Below are 17,401 nucleotides of genomic sequence, written 5' to 3' on the forward strand. Positions count from 1 at the left end.
CGCCGGGCGGCGCTTTTCCCTAGAATAGCGAGTCCCCGTCCGTCCCTGCGCGCCCAATCGCCCTTCCATGTCCACGCCGCCGACCCTGCCCGCCTCCGCCCCTGCCCGTGCTGCGCCGGCCCCCTCGCCCCGTTCGCTCACGGTGATGCTGTGGCTCGTCGCCACCGGCTTCTTCATGCAGACGCTCGACTCGACCATCGTCAACACCGCGCTCCCCGCGATGGCGACGAGCCTCGGCGAGTTGCCGTTGCGCATGCAATCGGTGGTGATCGCGTACTCGCTGACGATGGCGGTGATGATCCCGGTGTCAGGCTGGCTCGCCGACAAACTCGGCACGCGGCGCGTGTTTTTCAGCGCGATCCTCGTATTCGCGGTCGGCTCGCTGTTGTGCGCCAACGCGCACACCCTGAATCAGCTCGTGATCTACCGCGTCGTGCAAGGTGTGGGCGGGGCGATGCTGCTGCCGGTCGGGCGGCTCGCGGTGCTGCGCACCTTCCCGGCGGAACGCTATTTGCCGGCCTTGTCGTTCGTGGCGATCCCGGGGCTGATCGGGCCGCTGATCGGCCCGACGCTCGGCGGCTGGCTCGTGAAAATCGCTTCGTGGCACTGGATCTTTCTGATCAATGTGCCGGTGGGGATCGTGGGTTGCATCGCCACGTTTATCTTTATGCCGGACAGCCGCAACGAGCACACCGGCAGCTTCGATCTGAAGGGCTATCTGCTGCTGATTTTCGGCATGGTGGCGATTTCCTTCGCGCTCGACGGCCGCACCGAGTTCGGCATCCAGCACGCCACCGTGCTGGTGCTGCTGATTCTGAGCCTCGCCTGCTTCGTCGCCTATGGGTTGCATGCCGTGCGCGAGCCTGCGCCGATCTTCCCGCTCGATCTGTTCAAGATCCACACGTTCAGCGTCGGTCTGCTCGGCAATCTGTTCGCGCGGATCGGCAGCGGCGCGATGCCGTATCTGATCCCTCTGCTATTGCAGGTGAGTCTCGGCTATAGCGCCTTCGAAGCCGGCATGATGATGCTGCCGGTAGCGGCCGCGGGCATGGCCGCCAAGCGGCTCGTCACGACGCTGATCGTCAAGTACAGCTACCGGCGCGTGCTGATCGTCAACACGGTGCTGGTGGGCCTGACCATGGCGAGTTTCTCGCTCACGTCTGCCGGCCAGCCGCTGTGGCTGCGGCTCGTGCAACTGGCGTTCTTCGGCGCGGTCAACTCGATGCAGTTCACCGCGATGAACACGCTGACGCTCAAGGACCTCGGCACCGGCGGCGCAAGCAGCGGCAACAGCCTGTTCTCGCTGGTGCAGATGCTGTCGATGAGTCTCGGCGTGACGGTGGCCGGTGCCTTGCTCGCGACCTTCACCGGTCTCCTGCCGCGCGTGACGGCTGCCAACTCGCTGCCCGCATTCCACGCGACGTTCCTGTGCGTGGGCATCATCACCGCGGGCTCGTCGTGGATTTTCGCGCAGCTGTCGCCGGACATCCGCACGCCCGCGAAAAAGACCGATCCTTCGGAGCGGACCTGAGTTTTGGGCCGGGAGCGGTCGTGACTCGCGGTGATGTCGCCGTGGTTCAGGCGGTGACTCGCTGTAATGTCGCCACGGCTCAGGTGCTGGCTCGCTGTGACGTCGCCGCGGCTCAGACGCTAGCTCGCCGTGATACCGCCACAGCTCGGGCGGCGGCTCGCTTTGACGTCGCCGCAGTCCCAGCCGCGGCTCGCCGCCATTTCGCGATAACCGCCGCGTCCTGTCGCCGACCCGCAACGGGGCGCGGGCCGCACCACAGAAGTGCGAACCATCGCTTTCGCGACCGCACTGGCGCACAATCGCCGTACTGACCGTGGCAACCGTGCGCTTACCGTGTGTTTCCGCTCGCGCATAGTTCTTGCTCAACTATCCTGTAAACTCACGATTTGTGCGTGCGAACTCGTGCTGAGCATGCAGGCGCGCCGCCACTTCCACACGACTGACATGATGAGCATGATCGAACTCGATCCTCCCGGCTTCCAGCCGCCACGCCCAATGGCCGGCGACGAAGGCTCCCGGCGCACCGTTCTGTACGGCGGCTACACGGTTTTCAGCGTGTTCCAGCCGGTTTTCTCGGTGTCGCACCGGCGCGCGATCGGTTATCACGCTTCACTGCGCGCACACGACGAACATGCGCTGCAAGTGCCGTCGCACGAGGTTTTCACGCAAGCGGCGCGGCGCGGCGACCTGCTGGAGCTCGGGCGGCTAGCCGAATCGCTGCATCTGGGCAATTTCAACGCGTTCGACAGCCACGACGAATGGCTCTTTCTAAGCCTGCACCCGGCTGCGCTGATGGACACCAGTTACGGCGACGCCCTGCTCGCCGGCCTCAAGGCGCTGGGTCTGCCGCCGCAACGAGTGGTGCTGGAAGTGTCCGAACAGGCAGGCGGTGAAACCACGCGCTTCGCCGATATCATCGACGCGTTGCGCAAATCCGGATTCCTGATCGCGCTGGACGGTTTTGGCGCCAAGCATTCGAACATCGACCGCGTGTGGAATCTGCGTCCGGACATCGTCACGCTCGACCGCTGCATTCTCGCGCAAGCGAGCGAGCACTCGCATATCGAACGCGTGCTGCCGGGCCTCGTCTCGCTGCTCCACGAATCCGGCCAACTGGTGCTGATGGGCGGCCTGAGCACCGAACGCGATGCGCTGATCGCGCTTGAATGCAACGTCGACTTCGTGCAAGGCGCATTCTTCGCAGGCCCGAGCGTCGAGCCGGTAAAACCGCAAGCCGCGGCCGGCCTGATGGACTCGCTCTCCGCGGCACTACGCGAACGGGTCGCGACGCGCGAACGTGCCCAGTCCGCACGGCTCGCTCCGTATGTCACGGCGCTGGAAACGGCCGCGGCCCAACTCGTGGCCGGGGAATCCGTGACCCAGGCAACTGCGTCGCTGCTCATGCTCGGCGAAACGGCACGCTGCTTCGTGCTCGACGGTTCGGGGCGGCAGATCGGCGACAACGTACTGCCGCCGGGACGCGCTTCGCAACGCGCCAAACGCTTCCGGCCCCTGCTGCATTCGGAAGGCGCGAGCTGGGAACGCCGGCCGTACTTCATTCAGGCAATGCGTGTGCCCGGCCAGGTGCACCTCACGCCGCCCTACCTGTCGATCAACGAAGCGCACCTGTGCGTGACCGCCTCGATCGCCGCGCATACGCCGCACGGCACGCAGGTGCTATGCGTAGACATCAACTGGGAAGTCGCTGCGCATCGTAATTGAAGCAATGGTGTTCCGCTGGATTCGCGCGAGCAGCTTCATGACGGCCGCGCGGCCCAGCAGGCGATTGGCTGCCTGCAAACGCGCCGCGCTGGTGACGGCGCGCAACGCGACGATCTTCACCGAACCATCCGCAAGACTTTGCGTGGACACGTCGATTACCCCGACAACCTCGCCTTCGAAGAGCAATGCAATGCACCTCGCGCCTTCGACCGACACCACCTCTGCATGGCTCGCCTGATGCGCGAGCGCGGTCACCGTCTCCATCCAGGCCACAGGCGCCAGTTCTTGTGTGCACACCGGTGCGTCGCTGACGACGTCGCTGACCACTTCGGGCGCGTCGCTAAAGAGACGCAGCAAACCAACCCGGTCCTGTGCCTCCAGCGCTGTGCGCAAGCGCTCCACAATCCGCGCATGTGCGGCGGGATCGGGCCGTTCCAGCGGCGCACCCGCACGCTGCAAACGCGCCTTGGCCCGGTGGACGATCTGACGGCAACTGGCCGGCGTACGGTCGAGGATCTTCGCAATTTCCGCGTAGTCGCAATCGAAAGCTTCGTGCAGCACGAAAGCCGCCCGCTCATCCGGTTTCAGACGCTCGAGCAGCAGCATCACGCCGTACGACATCTCCGCCGCGCGCAAGGCCAGTTCCTCCGCCGATGGCGCCACCTCGTCGAGCCAGGGCTCCGGTAACCAGCCGGCGGCCTGCGACGCGCGTTCGCGCTGCACATGACGCAGCCGGTCGATCGCCGCGCGCGTGGTGATCGTGGTGAGCCAGGCGGCCGGCGTCTGCACCTCATGCGTATCGGCGAGATGCCATTTGAGCCAGACGTCCTGCACCACGTCTTCCGCTTCGGCACGGCTGCCGAGCATGCGGTACGCCAGCGCGAGCAGGCGGGCGCGCACGGCCGCGAAGCTGGATGCCTTGTCGATTCCTTGTTCCGTCATGCCTGGACCTCCAGATCGTGCTTGGTGAAATGCGCGGCGCCTTGCGAGCCGAATGCCTGATTGGCTGCCTGCTGCCTGCTGCCTGCTGCCTGCTGCCTGCTGCCTGCTGCCTGCTGCCTGCTGCCTGCTGCCTGCTGCCTGCTGCCTGCTGCCTGCTGCCTGCGACATTGTCCGGGCGCGCGCTGCTATCTGCATCCTTTTCAGCTTGACGCCCGGCTCCCCGCCGATGTGACAGCCTGACGAAAAAATATTCCTGTCACATCGCCATCCGCCCCCTCGTCATACGGACAACAAGCCGCGCAATGGGTGCGTGGTCGTTCAAACCGGTCACCGCCACCGGCTAACCGGGCTATCCCCAACACAGAACACAGCCTAAAACGAGGCAACCATGCATTCCAGCTATCCCTCTGTCGTCGGCCTGGGCCTTGTGCCCACCGTCATCGAACAGTCAGGCCGCGGCGAGCGCGCTTATGACATTTATTCGCGCCTGCTACGCGAGCGGATCATTTTTCTGGTCGGTCCGGTGAATGAACAGTCGGCCAGTCTGATCGTCGCCCAATTGCTGTTCCTGGAATCCGAGAATCCCGACAAGGATATTTCTTTTTACATCAATTCGCCGGGCGGCTCAGTGTATGACGGCCTCGCCATTTACGACACGATGCAGTTCATCAAGCCCGAAGTGTCGACCTTGTGCACCGGCTTTGCCGCCAGCATGGGGACATTCCTGCTGACGGCCGGCCAGCGCGGCAAACGGTACGCGCTGCCCAACGCGCGCATCATGATTCACCAGCCGTCGGGCGGCAGCCAGGGCACCGCTGCCGACGTCGAAATCCAGGCGAGAGAGGTGCTCTACCAGCGCCAACGCCTCAACGCGATGATGGCCGAGTGCACCGGGCGCAGCATCGAAGAGATCGTCCGCGACACCGACCGCGACAACTTCATGTCGGCGCACGACGCCAAGACGTATGGCCTCGTCGACGAGGTGCTGGAAACACGCGCGGCGTTAGGCGACCCGGCTCGTCACCATGACATGTAGTGTGGCAAGAGCACCGGCCGCCCTGCTCACACAAACCAGATGTAAAGATATACCTCGTCCTCGGCCCGTATCCCCGGCGGCAACTAGCGCTCGCGGCTCGGAAATACAGAATGCTTGAGCCGCCACCTTGCTGAGGCCGCTGAGCTTGCACGCCCAAGCGCGCCCATTTATTCCCTCTGACAGGAGCAAACCGCCCGCCCCAAGCGCCACCCGAAAAGTCCCCACCCCAGACGGCTTATTACCCGCCCTATCGCCGTGCCAGGAACACAAAAGCTGATCCCCTCCGTAGGAATCGCTATCATGGTCGCGATTCGTCGAATTCGACGATCGCTTCAATGGAGATATTCATGGCGTCATCCAACGAAACCGTCAGCATGGCGCTATTCTGCGACTTCGAAAACGTTGCGCTCGGTGTGCGCGACGCGAAGTACGACAAGTTCGACATCAAGCTGGTGCTCGAACGTCTGCTGCTCAAGGGCAGCATTGTCGTGAAGAAGGCGTATTGCGACTGGGACCGCTACAAGAGTTTCAAAGGCCCGATGCACGAGGCCAATTTCGAGTTGATCGAAATTCCGCACGTGCGCCAATCAGGCAAGAATTCGGCCGACATCCGGCTCGTGGTCGACGCGCTCGACCTCTGCTACACGAAATCGCACGTCAATACCTTCGTCATCATCAGCGGCGATTCGGACTTCTCGCCGCTGGTGTCGAAGCTGCGCGAGAACAACAAGCAGGTGATCGGCGTCGGCGTGCAGCAATCCACCTCCGATCTGCTGATCGCAAACTGCGACGAATTCTTCTTTTACGACGACCTCGTGCGCGAAAGTCAGCGCACGGTAGCCAAACGCGAGTCGTCGCGCCCGCAACAGGCCGCGCAGCAGACGGCCAAACGCGCGCCTGACGAAGATAAGTCGCGCAACAAGGAAGACCTCGAAAAACGCCGCACCAAAGCGGTCGAAATCGCGGTGCAAACGTTCGACGCGCTCGCGTCCGAACGTGGCGACAGCGGCAAGATCTGGGCGTCGGTGCTGAAGAACGCAATCAAGCGCCGCAAGCCGGATTTCAACGAGACGTACTACGGTTTTCGCGCATTCGGCAATCTGCTGGAAGAAGCCCAGGCACGCGGGCTGCTCGAATTCGGCCGCGACGAGAAGTCAGGCGCATACGTTTATCGGGGGACAACCGCGAATGTGAGCGCCGAAAACGTGAATGAGCCTGCCGAATCTGGCGAGCAGGCAGAACAGATAGTTGAGGCACAGGTTACCGAAACCGTGGTTACCGGGTCGGGTGGCAAACAGGAGTCGCGACGCAGAGGCCGTAACAATCGCAAGTCCGGTCGTGGCCAGCAGGAAGCCGCACACGAAGAGCGCGCGGCAGTCGAACATGGCGGCCACACGCAGGCTAAAGCGGAAGCCGTGCACACGCACGCGCCATCAGCCAGCGAACCCGTTTTCGAACAGCCGGAAGCGGCTTGGGCAGAACCGGCGGCCTTTGCGGATGAACCCGTCGCGGTAGCCGTCGAAGAAACACCGGAGGCGAGCGGTACGCAACCTAAGCGCCGCAAGGAACGCGCACCGCGCAAGACAGCCGCGAAGAAAGCGAAGAAGACAACGCCGCGAAAGATCGACGAGGTACCGGAAATCGCGGCACCTGCTGAAGCACCGGTAGCATCTGTCGCCGAAGAAAAAGCGCCCGTGCCCGCCAAAAAGGCAGCGCGCAAAACGGCCCCACGCAATCGCCGTCCGCGAAAGACAGCCGCCACGAGCGACGCGGAGTAAGCGTCTCATATCGCGTACCGCGTGCTAAAACAAGGCGAGCGCCGCAGTACAAGCTCCGCTGCAAACAAAAAGCCCCTGCTCGTGATGAACAGGGGCTTTTTCCAATTCCGCGTCACGGAGCTTCAATCGAGCTGAAACTGAAACCGCAATAGCATCAGCGCACCCCACCGTTCAACAACGCCTGCTCCGCGATCAGCGATATCAGCTCACGTCATCCCGTGACCGCTGTATATGTACGCCCGCGCCAGAAACTGCAACAGCACAGCACTCACAACAAGCCAAACACCGCCACCCCATTCGTCGCACCTACATACACCTTGCCGCGCGCGATCATCGGCGTGATGAACTTGTTGCCCGCGCCCCATTGATCGCGCGTGCCGGCCTGGTTGCTGTTGTACAGCTCGTTCGCAAGATTGCTCGCGTCGTATGCATGCAGGGCGCCCGTGGTGCCGTTTTCCGCGACCCAGACGATGCCGTTGCCCGAGCCGTTCGCCGACACGGCCGGTGTCGCGCCGGGATAGGCAAAGGTGATTGAACTCTTCGACGAAGCGGTAGCCGCGAGAAATGCGCCCGAGACCGGCAGCGCCTTCAGGTTATCGTTCCAGCCGCCGTAATACACCACGCCGTTGTAGTAAGCCGGCGAACCCCAGATGCCACCCGCGAGCGTGCCGCTCAGCTCCTGCCAGATGTTGTTTGCTGTCGAACTGAATTTGCCCATCGAGTCACGATCGACGACATAGATGTTGTTGTCCTTGCCCGCCGCCACGGCCAGGTGTTTGACGACGCCGCTCGTGGTCGTCTGGTCCGGCAACAGCATCACGCCGCCCGAGCCGAAATCGTTGTCGGCATTTGCCTCGGCCACGACGTTATCCATGGCAAAGTAATCGGTGACCTGCAGATTTCCTGACGACAGCTTCATCAACGAATTACCGAAGTCACCGTCGACGGGAAAGCCCTGTGCATTCAACGTGGTGCCGAACGTACCATTGCCGTCCACGACATAAATCGACGTGCCGTCCGACGCCATTCCCGAACCCGCCATCCAGATCGAACCCTGGCTGCCGTTCGGCGTGATGTTGAGCACGCTGGTCTGCTGCAGCGTGTCGGCGCTGTAGGCCATCAGCCAGCCCGTGTACGAGCCCGCCATGCAGTGTGAGGTCCAGCCCATGTATATGTTGCCGCCGACCAGCGTGAGCGCTGCGCGCTCTGTATGCGACGAAGGATTAAAGGTAATCACACCATTAACGCTGCCCGCCCCGCTGCCCGGGTAAGTCGCGGCGATTTCGGTCGGGCCGCCCAGCACTTCCGCGCCGGTGGTCAGGTCGAGCGCATGCAGGCGGTGATGATAGGCGCCGCTGCTGTCTTTGGTCATTGCTACGGCGTACAGAACGCCGTTCGTGCCACGATTGCGGTCGATGACCGGCGTCGACGTAATACCGATTTCCGGCGTGAAGTCCTGGCAACTAAAGTTGTCGCTGGATGTTTCGCCGCTGCCTGTCAACGAGACCTTCCACAATTGCGCGAAGGTCGTGGCGTCGTAGGCGTACACGCTGTCATGTTCGGTCGCGACGTAGACCACATCATGCGACGTTCCGCCGATCGGCAGACTGGTCACGAACAGCGGCTGTGCATCGACCTTGCCGTCCGCGGCGAGAAACGCAACTTTGCCGAAGCTGGTTGAATTGACGTTCGCGAGCGTCAGCGTCGTCTCGGCAAGCATCTGACCAGTGCGGGCGAGATCGTTGTGATGCATCAGGACGTCGGTAGCGTAAGCCGTTGTGCCCGTCGACGTGCTGCCCGAACCCATCGAGCCGCCGGTCGAGCCGGTGCCACTCGTGCCGCCACTGCTGGTGGAGCCACCGCCGGCCGCCGAACCGGAGCCGGTAGTCGAGCCGGTAGTCGAGCCACCACCCGAGCCGCCGCCGCAAGAAAGAAAACCGGCGACGACGAATGCAATCGCCAGCCACGCGCACACATGGGACCACACGCTCGGCTTGAACGTACCGGTTTGCGGTCGCTGCATAGTCGCCTCGTTCGCACGATGTCGGACCCAACTCCGTACGTCGGGCTACGTCGCACCGCGGCGTCAGAAACCGCGCGTGCCGGCAGGAGCGGAGTGGATTTTGCGGGCAGTGCTGAACCGCCAGACAAGCGGCGTCTCTGACCCTCGATCCAAACGTACGCCCTTTGCCGGGCGGCATGCCGCCATCGTTTCGTGCCTTTCCGCCAGTTACGACAAAAGCTTTACTGCAATAAGCCTGCCTGCTACCTGGCACAAACGCTTCGTCCCGGCAAAGCGAGGCTGCCGGTCAGGCTCAGTAATAAGGGTACGGCGCGTAGATCACCGGGGGCGGCGCGACATACCGCGGCGGCGGCGCATAGTAGTACGGCTGCGGCGCGTAATAAGCCGGCTGCGGCGGCTGCGAAATCGTATTGCCTTTCGAGGTCATGCACTGCGCGTAAGCGGCGTCGTAACGCGCTTGCAGACCTGCGGCGGAATACTGCGCGCCATTCGCGCCGTTTGCGCCGCCGATCAACAGCCCGCTGCCCGCACCGATCGCCGCACCCGCGCCGGCGTTACCCGCCGCCGCACCGATCAGTGCGCCGACAGCGGCGCCGCCGAGCGTGCCGATCGCCGCGCTGTTCACACTATTTGTGGTCGCAGCCTGCGCGGCCGCGTTCGGGTCCGTCGAGCGGTTAGCGTAGTCGCGGCATGCGTAGTCGTCCTGCTGGAACTGCCCAAGCGGTTCGCCGCTGCGCGGCAGCGCGACCACACTCGGACCGCTCGGCGGCATCACCGCACAACCGCCAAGCGCGAGCGCGAGCGCGACAACGGCGGCCGGTATGGCGATGCTTATCGACTTGGTGCTGGAGATCATGTTGGTACGTTTTAGAGACATTGGAATTTAAACGTTAGGCCAAACCGCACCGCTCCTGGTTACAGGATCGTTACAGAAAGTTTTTCGCTTACATCTGCGCAGCGGCTCACGCGCTGCCCCGCGCGGGACAAAAATGGCACCCGGATTGCCCGCCCCACGCGTTATATGGGGTAACGCTTGTAAGCGGCACGGCAATCTGATTTCACGCTTCGCGGCCTAGACTGGTTGCCTTCAGGGCCACGCGATCGGATTGCCTGCCGAAGTGCTCCCCCGCGTCATACCGAGACCCTGCTGCACGCCCGCTCACCCCTGCATCAGACGGCACCCGTCAATGCAACAGAGGATCACTCGATGAATCGATTTGTTTTCGCCGTGGCAGCTTCTGTCGGCTGCATATCGCCCGTTTTCGCGCAGTCGAATACGACGCTTCCGAGCACCGTGCTCGAGCCCTCGGCGACGACATTTCCGAGCGCTTCGATTGCGCAAAATTTCCAATACATCAATCACCCGCCGCCGCCCACGCAGGCCAGTTCGGTTGCACCCACGAGCGGTGGGCGCGGTCATCGGCATCGGCAGATGTCGGCGGATTCCGATACGACGGGGGCCGCTTCAACGCAACCTTGATCGCCCGCGCGCAAGGTCCGAACCGGCGCGATGCAACGCTCCACCAACTGCGCCGCAGTTACCAACTGTGACAAAGCTTGCACCCGCAACCGGCCCCGCGGTCGCCGACCTGACAATTGTTTCCCCTCCATTACCGCGTAACTGCCCGAAAAACGCAGGTAACCCGGCCACCGAACGCATTACCTAGCATCGTCATACTCCCCCGCCTGTTGTAGCGCTGACGATCGCTAATGAATCTTTCGCGTCCCTTTATCGACCGCCCCGTCGCCACCACCCTGCTTTCGCTCGGCCTCGCGCTCGCCGGCGTGTTCGCTTTCGTCCGCTTGCCGGTCGCGCCCTTGCCTCAGGTGGACTTTCCCACCATCTCCGTGCAGGCGAGCCTGCCGGGCGCCAGCCCGGAGACCGTCGCCAACAGCGTGGCGAGTCCATTGGAACGGCATCTCGGGCAGATTGCCGACGTGACCGAAATGACCTCGCAAAGCTCGGTCGGCGCAGCGCGCGTCACCTTGCAGTTCGGCCTCGACCGCGACATCAACGGCGCGGCGCGCGACGTCCAGGCCGCCATCAATGCGGCACGCGCCGACTTGCCGTCCAGTCTGAAAAGCAATCCTACGTATCACAAGGTCAATCCCGCCGACGCCCCGATCCTGATCCTGGCGCTGACCTCACACACTTTGCCGCGCGCGAAGCTCTACGATCTCGCTTCGACCATCCTTTCCCAGGCGCTCTCGCAGTTGCCCGGAATCGGTGAAGTCGACGTCAACGGGTCCGCCAATCCGGCCGTGCGGGTCGAACTCAATCCCAACGCGCTCTATCACTACGGCATCGGCCTCGAAGACGTGCGTGCCGCGCTGGCCTCCGCCAATGCCAACAGCCCGAAAGGCACCATCGAAAGCGAAGGCGCGCGCTACCAGCTCTACGCCAACGATCAGGCGCGCGCCGCCGATCAGTACAAGGATCTGATCATCGCGTACCGTAACGGCGCGGGCGTCAAACTGTCCGACGTCGCCGAGATCGACGACTCCGTCGAAGATCTGCGCAATCTCGGCCTCTCGCGAGACAATCAGCCGTCCGTGCTGGTCATGCTGTACCGGCAACCGGGCGCCAATATTCTTCGCACCGTCGATAGCGTGCGCGCGCTGATCAGGCAACTGAAGCCCGCGTTACCTGCCGATGTCGACGTGCTCGAAGCCTCCGATCGCTCGACCACCATCCGGACCTCGCTGCACGACACCGAAGCCACCCTGCTGATCGCGGTCGGCCTGGTGATTCTGGTGGTCTTCGTGTTTCTCGGCAGCGGCCGCGCGGCGCTGATCCCGACCGCTGCAGTGCCGGTCTCGATCATCGGCACGTTCAGCTTCATGTACCTGCTCGGTTATTCGATCGATAACCTGTCGCTGATGGCCCTCACCATCGCCACGGGATTCGTGGTCGACGATGCGATCGTCGTACTGGAAAATATCTCGCGTCACATGGAAAACGGTGTGCCGCGCATGCAGGCAGCCCTGGTCGGCGCACGCGAAGTCGGTTTCACCGTGCTGTCGATTTCGATCTCGCTGATCGCCGTGTTCATTCCGATTCTGCTGATGAGCGGCATTGTCGGACGGCTGTTTCGCGAGTTTGCAATCACGTTGTCGCTGGCGATCGCCGTGTCGCTGGTGGTGTCGCTGACTACCACGCCGGTCATGTGCTCGCGGCTGCTGCGCTCGCGTGCAGATGCATCCGCCAATCATGCCAACCATAGCGCTCGCGGCGATCAAACCCATCGCAACGAGCGCAAGGGCCGGCTCCACTTTCTGACCCGACCGCTACAAGCGCTGCACGATGGCTACGCACGCTCGCTCGAGTGGTCGCTGCGCCATCCGCAGTTGTTGCTCGTCATCCTCGTCGCCACGATCGGCCTGAACGTCTACCTGTACATCGCGATCCCGAAAGGCTTTTTTCCGCAGGAGGACACCGGTCGCCTGATCGGCGGCATTCAGGCCGATCAGAGCATCTCGTTTCAGGCGATGGAGCCGAAGCTCAGGCAGATCATGAAGATCATCGGCGGCGACCCGGCGGTGGACAGCGTGGTCGGCTTTACCGGCGGACGGCAGACCAATACCGGTTCCGTGTATGTCGCGCTCAAGCCATTGTCCGAGCGCCACAAAACGGCGGACGAAGTGATTGCACGTCTGCGTCCGCAACTCAATGCCGTGCCCGGCGGGCGGCTCTATCTTCAATCGGTGCAGGATATTCGCGTCGGCGGACGGCAAAGCAATGCGCAGTATCAGTTCACCTTGCTCGGCGATTCGAGTCAGGAACTCTACGCATGGGCGCCGCGGCTGACGCAGGCGCTGCAAGGCCTTCCCGAACTGGAAGACGTCAACTCCGATCAGCAACAGGGCGGACTCGAAGCCGACATCGACATCGACCGGGCTACTGCCGCGCGGCTCGGCGTCACGCCGGCTCAACTCGACAACACGCTCTATGACGCTTACGGCCAGCGGCTGGTCTCGACCATCTACAACCCGCTCAATCAGTACTACGTCGTCATGGAAGTCGCACCACGTTACTGGCAACAGCCGCAGACGCTGAACGACCTGTACGTGAGCACCTCCGCCGGCAGTCCGAGCGGCACGCAATCCACCAACGCGGTGGCGGGCACCGTGACACTGGCGAGTACGGCGAACGCGGGCACAGGGGGTTCGTCGAACCCCGCCATACCGCCGACCGGCGCGGGACCGGTGGTGAGCGCCGGGGGTACGGCAATTCCCACTCAACCGCCTGTGTCGACCGTTACACCCGCCAGCAGCACAGCAAGCGTGCTCGATGCGTCAGCAGCCAGCAGCGCAGGCGCCAACACGAACGCCACGACGGTAACGACAACATCTGTCAACGCGACGCCGTTTGCGACGATCGGATCGTCCGCAGGTGGCACCAGCACCACATCCAGCATGGCGAGCATCGCGAGCACGAGCGCGGCAACGGTCGCGGCCGATTCCGCACGCAACCTCGCGATCAACTCGATCGCGGCAAGCGGTCATTCGAGCGCCTCCGCGGGCGCGTCGGTCAGCACCTCACTGGAGACGATGATCCCGTTCAGCGCATTTGCGCGCTTCAGCCCGGGACATACGCCGCTCGGCGTCAACCACCAGGGCAACTTCGTCGCCACCACGATCTCATTCAATCTGCCGCCCGGCGAGCCGCTCTCGACCGCAGTCGCGGCCATCGACCGGGCCATGGCCGAACTGGGTATGCCGGCCTCGATTCACGGCAGTTTCGAGGGCACGGCGCGGACTTATCAGCAATCGCTGCGGGACGAACCGTTGCTGATCCTCGCGGCATTGGCTGCGGTGTATATCGTCCTCGGCATGCTTTATGAGAGCTATGCGCATCCGTTGACGATTCTGTCGACACTGCCCTCGGCCGGCGTCGGCGCCTTGCTCGCGCTGATGCTTTTCCACGTCGAGTTCACGGTGATGGCATTGATCGGCGTGATTCTGCTGATCGGCATCGTGAAGAAGAACGCCATCATGATGGTGGACTTTGCCATCGCGGCATCGCGTGAAGGCATGTCCTCGCGCGACGCCATTTACAGCGCGAGCCTGATGCGCTTCCGGCCGATCATGATGACGACCTGCGCAGCGCTGCTCGGCGCGCTGCCGCTGGCGCTCGGCAGCGGCGAAGGCGCGGATCTGCGCCGGCCGCTGGGCATTTCGATTGTGGGTGGTTTGATCGTGAGCCAGTTGCTGACGCTTTACACGACGCCGGTGATCTATCTCTACGTAGACCGCTTGCGCTTGAAACTGGGTGCCGCTGGCGGCCGTTCGCGCGTCAACGCAAACGGCTAATGTCGACGCGCAGACGAAGCCGCACGCGCGCAGGCGGCGGCAAAGCAAACGACGTTTAGCGCTTGATCAATGACGGAAAGTCGGCGCCACGGTTGGCGGCATCGACCGCGGCTCATAGACGGAACCCGTGGCCGCCACGCTGTCATATCCGCCAAACGCGTCATGTTGCGCGTGCTCGCACCACTGCAGCCAGACGTTACGATAAGCGGCTTCGACGTGACGCGCGAAGCGCGCGCCGTCCATCAACGGTGAAGCCGTGAGGCGCGCGCGCAGGCTCCCACGCATCTCACTCAGGCGCGGCAGATCGCGTACCAGTTGAACAGCGGTCTCGACAAACCGCGCGTCGTTATCGGCCACCAGTTCACGCAGGCCCAGGTTCGCCGACTGGCTCAGTCCCGCTCGCCCCACCACCGTGTCGCCAACGCGCGTGACGACCGGCACCCCCATCCAGTACGAATCGAGACTCGTCGTATGGCCGTTGTACGGAAACGTATCGAGCCCAACGTCAATCTGGTGATACGTGCGCAAATATTCCGCGCGTGGCCGGAACGGCGCAAACGACACCCGCCCGGCATCGATACCCTGTTGTCCGAGCCGTTCGAGCAGACGCACGCGGGCCGGGCCCTCCGGCGCCATCAGCAGCAGGCGGGCGTCCTTCACCTCGCGCATCACGCCGCCCCACATTCTGAACGTCGCATCGCTCAGCTTGCATGGGTTGTTCAGACAGCCGAAGGTCGGATAGCCGTTCGATAACGCAGGCAATGCATTGACCGCCGGCGTATCGGTCAACGGGTCATAGCACCAGAAAGAGTCAGGCAGACGGACAGAACCTTCGCTATACCAGGCATCGCTGCCGGCCGGGTCGAGCCATGGATCGGTCAGCCGGTAGTCGATCGCATCGATGCCGGTCGTCCCCGGATAGGCCAGCCACGCAATCTGCACCGGCGCGGGTTTGCGCGCAAACAGCAGCGGCCGGCCATCCGCCATGTGCATGGTCAGGTCGATCAGAATGTCGATCCGGTCGTCACGGATCATCTGTGCGAGCCGCTCGTCGGTGAATTCGCGCACGTCGCGCCATACGTCGGCATGCGCGGCCACGCGCTGTGTCAGATCGTCCGGCCGGACGACGCTCGCATAGCAGAAGATTTCGAACTGTTCATGATCATGGTGCGACAACAGCGGAAGCGTGAACAGCGTCTGACAGTGCTCGCGAAAGTCCGGCGACACGTAGCCGATACGCAAACGGCGCGACGGTGTCGAATCGTTCGAATGCACATGATGCGTGTCGCGATAGGGCGCCTCGTGCCGCACCGACCATCGACGGCATTCGTCCAGCAGCGGCTGCGGATGCTCCGACTGGAAACTCAATGCATACGCCAGGTTGCTGTGCGCGACGACGTTGTAGGGATCGCACATGAGCGCCCGGCGATAGCAATCGATGCCGTCTTCCAGGCAGCCTTGGTCCTTCAGCACGTTGCCGAGATTGTTGTGCGTAACCGAGTGACGTGGATCGGCGGCAAGCGCCTCACGCAAACGGGATTCGGCGTCAGCCAGGCGGCCGAGCGTGCGCAACAGCGTGGCGGCATTGTTGAGTGCGGCAACGAAACCGGGGCGCAGGCGGATCGCCACGCTGAACGCCTGCGCGGCGTCCTCGCGCAATCCCGATTCCTGACAGACGATACCCAGATTGTTGTAGGCGTCGGCGTGGGTCGGCGCCTGCTCGATCGCCTGCAGATAGCAGTTCACCGCTTCGCTCCGCCTGCCGAGCGCATGCAGCGCATTGGCGAGGTTATAGGCTGCCTCGGGGAAGACCGGATCGAGCTCAAGGACACGCGCCAGCAACGCGGCGGCTTGCACGAACTCGCCGCGCTGGTTTAGCGCCACGCCGAGATTCACCAGGCCACAAGGCGAGTCGGGCGCTACGCGCACCGCCGCCTCGAGCAGCACCACGGCTTCGTCCAGACGGCCGACTGCATCGAGGAGCGTGCCGAGGTTCGTGAGTGCGTTGGCGTCGTCGGGCCGCACGGCGATCGCGCGGCGGTAAGCGGCTTCCGCAGCATCCGCAGCGCCCTGCTGACGATGGCAGTTGCCCAGGTTGTTGAGCGCGTCGGCGTGGGCCGGTTCGAGCGCAAGCACCGCGGTATAGGCATCGATGGCCGCAGGGTAGTCGGCGAGTGATTGCAACGCGGACGCCAGCGCGAACAGCACGTCGGCGGACCCGGCTTCGAGGGCCAGGGCGCGCCGGTAGGCGTCGATTGCATCGGTAAAACGCTGGGCGGCGGCAAGCACCTGTCCGCGAACGAAGTGATAGCGCGCGAAATCGGGAGCATGGGTTAGCGCCCGATCGAGCCAGCCGAGCGCGGCGTCGTAGGCACCGCTTTGCATGTCGAGCACACCGAGACGGAACATCACGTTGGCGTCGTCGGGGACGATCGCGAGCGCACGTTCGTACAGCTCGCGCGCATGTTCGAACTCGCCCGCGAGGTGATGTGCCGTCGCGCGCTCCAGAATCTGGGTGGTTTCCATCGTGCCCCGCCGGTGGCCTGCTATTTCATCGATGTCGCCCCTACCCGGACCGCCGTCCGCGTCACGTCAATGCGATGTCATCCGCAAGACGTGCCGTCGACTGCGCGAAAGGGAACGGACGCCGTTGAACAATAGCGAGCCAGTCCTTACCGGTGTTTACCGATTATCACACAATGAAATTTGTGGCGGTGCGGCTACGCCGCTTCCTGTCAGGCAGCGAACATCGCGCAGGTTTTGCAGGTGGAAAGATGTAAACGAGCATGGCGAACGCCCTGCACATAACCAGCAGGGTGTGCGTCACGCTCAGCGGATGCGGGTAAGGATGATGAGTCTTTCGATGACCAACCAGGTAGCTTTCGGCAAGGCCGTGTCCATAATGCGGAATACTGACGAAGCTTTTCAATTGAAAGAAATATTCAGTAACCCATAGGTAATAATAGGTGTGAACTGTGGAAGATTTGACGTGCAAATACGACGCCGCTCCCCCTGGCAGGAGCGGAACGCATTACCTCATCGGGATCCGGGCGCGC

The 17,401-nt window shown here is 63.2% G+C and carries 9 protein-coding genes; 5 read left to right on the forward strand and 4 right to left on the reverse strand.

Annotated elements, in window-relative coordinates; translation table 11 throughout:
* Window positions 1–67: 67 nt before the first annotated feature.
* Entirely contained in the window at window positions 68–1,531 is a 1,464-nt protein-coding gene (gene mdtD, locus ACOSV0_RS16245) for a multidrug transporter subunit MdtD (RefSeq protein WP_434107155.1), read from the forward strand.
* A 447-nt stretch (window positions 1,532–1,978) separates the two neighbouring features.
* On the forward strand, window positions 1,979–3,253 hold the full coding sequence (locus ACOSV0_RS16250; protein WP_434110315.1) for an EAL domain-containing protein: 1,275 nt from the start codon (window positions 1,979–1,981) through the stop codon (window positions 3,251–3,253).
* On the opposite strand, the gene ACOSV0_RS16255 is transcribed toward ACOSV0_RS16250, so the two are convergent.
* Window positions 3,209–4,195, reverse strand: a complete 987-nt coding sequence (locus ACOSV0_RS16255; protein ID WP_434107156.1) for a sigma-70 family RNA polymerase sigma factor — start codon at window positions 4,193–4,195, stop codon at window positions 3,209–3,211. The two genes, ACOSV0_RS16250 and ACOSV0_RS16255, sit on opposite strands and share 45 nt — an antisense overlap.
* A gap of 388 nt (window positions 4,196–4,583) precedes the next feature.
* On the opposite strand from ACOSV0_RS16255, the gene clpP reads away from it, so the two are divergent.
* Together clpP and ACOSV0_RS16265 are read left to right on the forward strand one after the other, a co-directional pair.
* A complete protein-coding gene (gene clpP, locus ACOSV0_RS16260; RefSeq protein WP_434107157.1) occupies window positions 4,584–5,231 on the forward strand; it encodes an ATP-dependent Clp endopeptidase proteolytic subunit ClpP in 648 nt (215 codons plus the stop codon).
* Between the two features lie 347 nt (window positions 5,232–5,578).
* Complete coding sequence (locus ACOSV0_RS16265) at window positions 5,579–7,009, forward strand: NYN domain-containing protein (protein WP_434107158.1); 1,431 nt, start codon at window positions 5,579–5,581, stop codon at window positions 7,007–7,009.
* 268 nt (window positions 7,010–7,277) lie between these two features.
* On the opposite strand, the gene ACOSV0_RS16270 is transcribed toward ACOSV0_RS16265, so the two are convergent.
* Complete coding sequence (locus ACOSV0_RS16270; protein ID WP_434107159.1) at window positions 7,278–9,032, reverse strand: PQQ-binding-like beta-propeller repeat protein; 1,755 nt, start codon at window positions 9,030–9,032, stop codon at window positions 7,278–7,280.
* Window positions 9,033–9,324: 292 nt separating this feature from the next.
* Entirely contained in the window at window positions 9,325–9,888 is a 564-nt protein-coding gene (locus ACOSV0_RS16275; RefSeq protein WP_434107160.1) for a glycine zipper family protein, read from the reverse strand.
* Between the two features lie 854 nt (window positions 9,889–10,742).
* Between ACOSV0_RS16275 and ACOSV0_RS16280 the strand changes: the two genes are divergently transcribed.
* Complete coding sequence (locus tag ACOSV0_RS16280) at window positions 10,743–14,345, forward strand: efflux RND transporter permease subunit (RefSeq protein ID WP_434107161.1); 3,603 nt, start codon at window positions 10,743–10,745, stop codon at window positions 14,343–14,345.
* Window positions 14,346–14,411: 66 nt separating this feature from the next.
* Here ACOSV0_RS16280 and ACOSV0_RS16285 read toward each other — a convergent pair whose 3' ends face one another.
* The gene (locus ACOSV0_RS16285; RefSeq protein ID WP_434107162.1) at window positions 14,412–16,871 is read right to left on the reverse strand and encodes a tetratricopeptide repeat protein; all 2,460 of its coding nucleotides are present in this window, start codon (window positions 16,869–16,871) and stop codon (window positions 14,412–14,414) included.
* Window positions 16,872–17,401: the final 530 nt, after the last annotated feature.

Origin of the sequence: Paraburkholderia caffeinilytica (assembly GCF_051027425.1) — a bacterium.
In the GTDB taxonomy this organism is placed as follows: Bacteria; Pseudomonadota; Gammaproteobacteria; order Burkholderiales; family Burkholderiaceae; genus Paraburkholderia; species Paraburkholderia caffeinilytica_A.

Excerpts from the sequence above, each read along its gene's own strand:
- mdtD (WP_434107155.1), top strand. The coding sequence starts at position 68 with ATGTCCACGCCGCCGACCCTGCCCGCCTCCGCCCCTGCCCGTGCTGCG.
- ACOSV0_RS16270 (WP_434107159.1), bottom strand. The coding sequence starts at position 9,032 with ATGCAGCGACCGCAAACCGGTACGTTCAAGCCGAGCGTGTGGTCCCAT.
- ACOSV0_RS16250 (WP_434110315.1), top strand. The coding sequence starts at position 1,979 with ATGAGCATGATCGAACTCGATCCTCCCGGCTTCCAGCCGCCACGCCCA.
- ACOSV0_RS16280 (WP_434107161.1), top strand. The coding sequence starts at position 10,743 with ATGAATCTTTCGCGTCCCTTTATCGACCGCCCCGTCGCCACCACCCTG.
- clpP (WP_434107157.1), top strand. The coding sequence starts at position 4,584 with ATGCATTCCAGCTATCCCTCTGTCGTCGGCCTGGGCCTTGTGCCCACC.
- ACOSV0_RS16285 (WP_434107162.1), bottom strand. The coding sequence starts at position 16,871 with ATGGAAACCACCCAGATTCTGGAGCGCGCGACGGCACATCACCTCGCG.
- ACOSV0_RS16275 (WP_434107160.1), bottom strand. The coding sequence starts at position 9,888 with ATGATCTCCAGCACCAAGTCGATAAGCATCGCCATACCGGCCGCCGTT.
- ACOSV0_RS16265 (WP_434107158.1), top strand. The coding sequence starts at position 5,579 with ATGGCGTCATCCAACGAAACCGTCAGCATGGCGCTATTCTGCGACTTC.
- ACOSV0_RS16255 (WP_434107156.1), bottom strand. The coding sequence starts at position 4,195 with ATGACGGAACAAGGAATCGACAAGGCATCCAGCTTCGCGGCCGTGCGC.